Annotated in this window: 1 protein-coding gene and 1 pseudogene; one reads left to right on the top strand and one right to left on the bottom strand. The window is 64.2% G+C overall.

The features are described 5' to 3' along the window. The coding region (locus EN939_RS29680; RefSeq protein ID WP_164751332.1) for an ATP-dependent helicase at positions 1-1,396 on the bottom strand (1,396 nt) is incomplete at its 3' end. Positions 1,397-1,647: 251 nt separating this feature from the next. Here EN939_RS29680 and EN939_RS29675 point away from each other — a divergent pair. Beyond that, positions 1,648-2,494 (top strand): annotated as a pseudogene (locus tag EN939_RS29675) (PQQ-binding-like beta-propeller repeat protein); the annotation flags it as partial.

Below are 2,494 nucleotides of genomic sequence, written 5' to 3'. Positions count from 1 at the left end.
GTGTGACGAAACGGTCCTCGAATTCGCGCATCTGGAAGGACGCGCGGACCAGGATCGCCATGTCGTTGAGATTGTGCTTTTGCCGCTGGTAGGTCTCGATGGTATCGCCGACGGCGCGCGCTTCTTCCTCGGAATCCCAGGCGGCGTGGACATGCACCTTGCCGTCCTCCGGATCGTTCCGGTCGGTGAACAGCGTCTTGCCGAAGCGGCCCTCATTGTGGGCGATGAGGTGGGAGGCCGCGCCAAGGATGTGCGCGGTCGAGCGGTAGTTGCGCTCCAGCCGGATGATGGTGGCGCCGGGAAAATCCTTGTCGAAGCGCAGGATGTTGTCGATCTCGGCACCGCGCCAGCCATAGATCGACTGATCGTCGTCGCCGACGCAGCAGATGTTTACGGTGGCGCGGGTTTCGGCCGAAGAGCGCCCAATCTCCCCCCTAGAGGGGGAGATGTCGCCGGAGGCGACAGAGGGGGGCGCTGTCCCTCCAGCCTGTCGGCGCGAGGCGCCCCCCTCTGTCCTGCCGGACATCTCCCCCTCAAGGGGGGAGATCGGCTTGCCTTGAGGCCGCTGCGCCAGGAGGCGCAGCCACATGTACTGGGCGGTGTTGGTGTCCTGGTACTCGTCGACGAGGATGTATTTGAAGCGCTTGTGGTATTCCTTGAGCACGTCCGGATTGGCGCGGAAGATGCGGATCGGGTGGCACAGCAGGTCGCCGAAATCGCAGGCGTTCAGCGTCTTCAGCCGCTCCTGATAGGCCTTGTAGAGTTCGCGGCCCTTGCCGTTGGCGAAGGCGCGGGCGTCGCCCTCGGTGATGTCGGACGGGCCTTGTCCCTTGTTCTTCCAGCCGTCGATCATCTGGGCGAACTGCTTGGCCGGCCAGCGCTTGTCGTCCAGACCTTCGGCCTGGATCAGCTGCTTGATCAGCCGCACGACGTCGTCGGTGTCGAGGATGGTGAAGTCGGAGCGCAAACCGGCGAGTTCGGCATGTCTGCGAAGCAGCTTCACGCCAATCGAGTGGAAGGTGCCGAGCCATGGCATGCCCTCGACGTTGCCTTCGCCGATCAGGACGCCGATGCGGATCTTCATCTCGCGCGCGGCCTTGTTGGTGAAGGTCACCGCGAGGATCTGCGACGGGAACGCCTTGCCGGTGGCGAGGATGTGAGCGATGCGGGTGGTGAGCACGCGGGTCTTGCCGGTGCCGGCTCCGGCCAGCACCAGAACCGGGCCTTCGGTGGTTTCCACCGCCAGCCGCTGCTCCGGGTTGAGGCCCTTCAGATAGTCGGGTGCGTTGTTGTGTCCGCTGCGGGCAGCCATGGCGCGCGCGGCGATGCCCGACGGGGCCGTGGGCCGCGCATTGGGTTCGTCGAAAAAGGGCATGTCTTCGGAAAAGCCGGACATCGCCCCGAATGTAGTGATTCGGTGGGGAAAGACCAGAACTGTCTACGTTTTGTTCCGCTAAAGTGCCCGATTGCTGCCCACGCTCCCAGTGCGGTCGATGTTATCCCAATGGCGATGGACCATTACCGCCTGCGCTTGAGGCCCATGCTTGACAGGCGGGACCGTCGGGAGAAAGTTGTGCTTCGGGCAGCGACGCAATGCCGGGTTGCCATGGCAGCGCCGCAAAGCGCAACAGTCGAAGGAGTATCATCTTGGCTGTCACCATCACCTCCCTCATTCTTTTCCTCATCGGCCTGGCACTCGGCGGCGGCGGCATCCGCCTGGCGATGCTGGGCGGCAGCTGGTACTATGTCGTTGCCGGCCTTGCCTTCCTGATCGCCGCCTGGCTGCTTTACCGGCGCAGGTCGACTGCTTTGTGGCTCTACGCGGTGATCGTGCTCGGCACGTTGGCCTGGGCGGTCTGGGAAACCGGCTTCGACTGGTGGGAACTCGGGCCTCGCGGCGGCATCATCGTGCTTCTCGCTTTTTGGCTGCTGACGCCGTGGGCGAGGCGGGGTCTCGTCGGCCCTGACGGGCGCGCGCCGCTGATCCTTGCCGTGCTGGCATCATTGGCCGTCGCCGGTTATTCGATGACTTCGGATCCGAAGGATATTGCCGGCGAACTCGGCACCGACAAGGTGGTCGCCAACGCCAATCTCGGCAATGATGTGCCGGCCGGCGAATGGCACTATTACGGCCGCACGCAGTTCGGCCAGCGCTATTCGCCGCTCGACCAGATCACACCGGACAATGTCGCCAAGCTGCAGCCTGCCTGGACCTACCAGACCGGCGATGTGAAGGGTCCCGACGATGTCGGCGAGACCACCTATCAGGTGACGCCGCTGAAGATCGGCGACACACTCTACATCTGCACGCCGCATAATTTCGCCATCGCCATCGATGCCGCGAGCGGAAAGGAGAAATGGCGCTTCGATCCCAAGGTCAAGCTCGACAAGGACCGCCAGCACCAGACCTGCCGCGGCGTGGCCTATTACGCCGATGCCGCCGGCGCCGCCGGGCAGCCCTGTGCGACCCGCGTCTATCTGCCGACCTCGGATG

The organism is Mesorhizobium sp. M7A.F.Ca.CA.002.05.1.1 (assembly GCF_003998335.1).
GTDB lineage: Bacteria > Pseudomonadota > Alphaproteobacteria > Rhizobiales > Rhizobiaceae > Mesorhizobium.
Note: the sequence above shows the minus strand (reverse complement) of the source record. Positions and strands in the feature narration are given on the sequence as shown.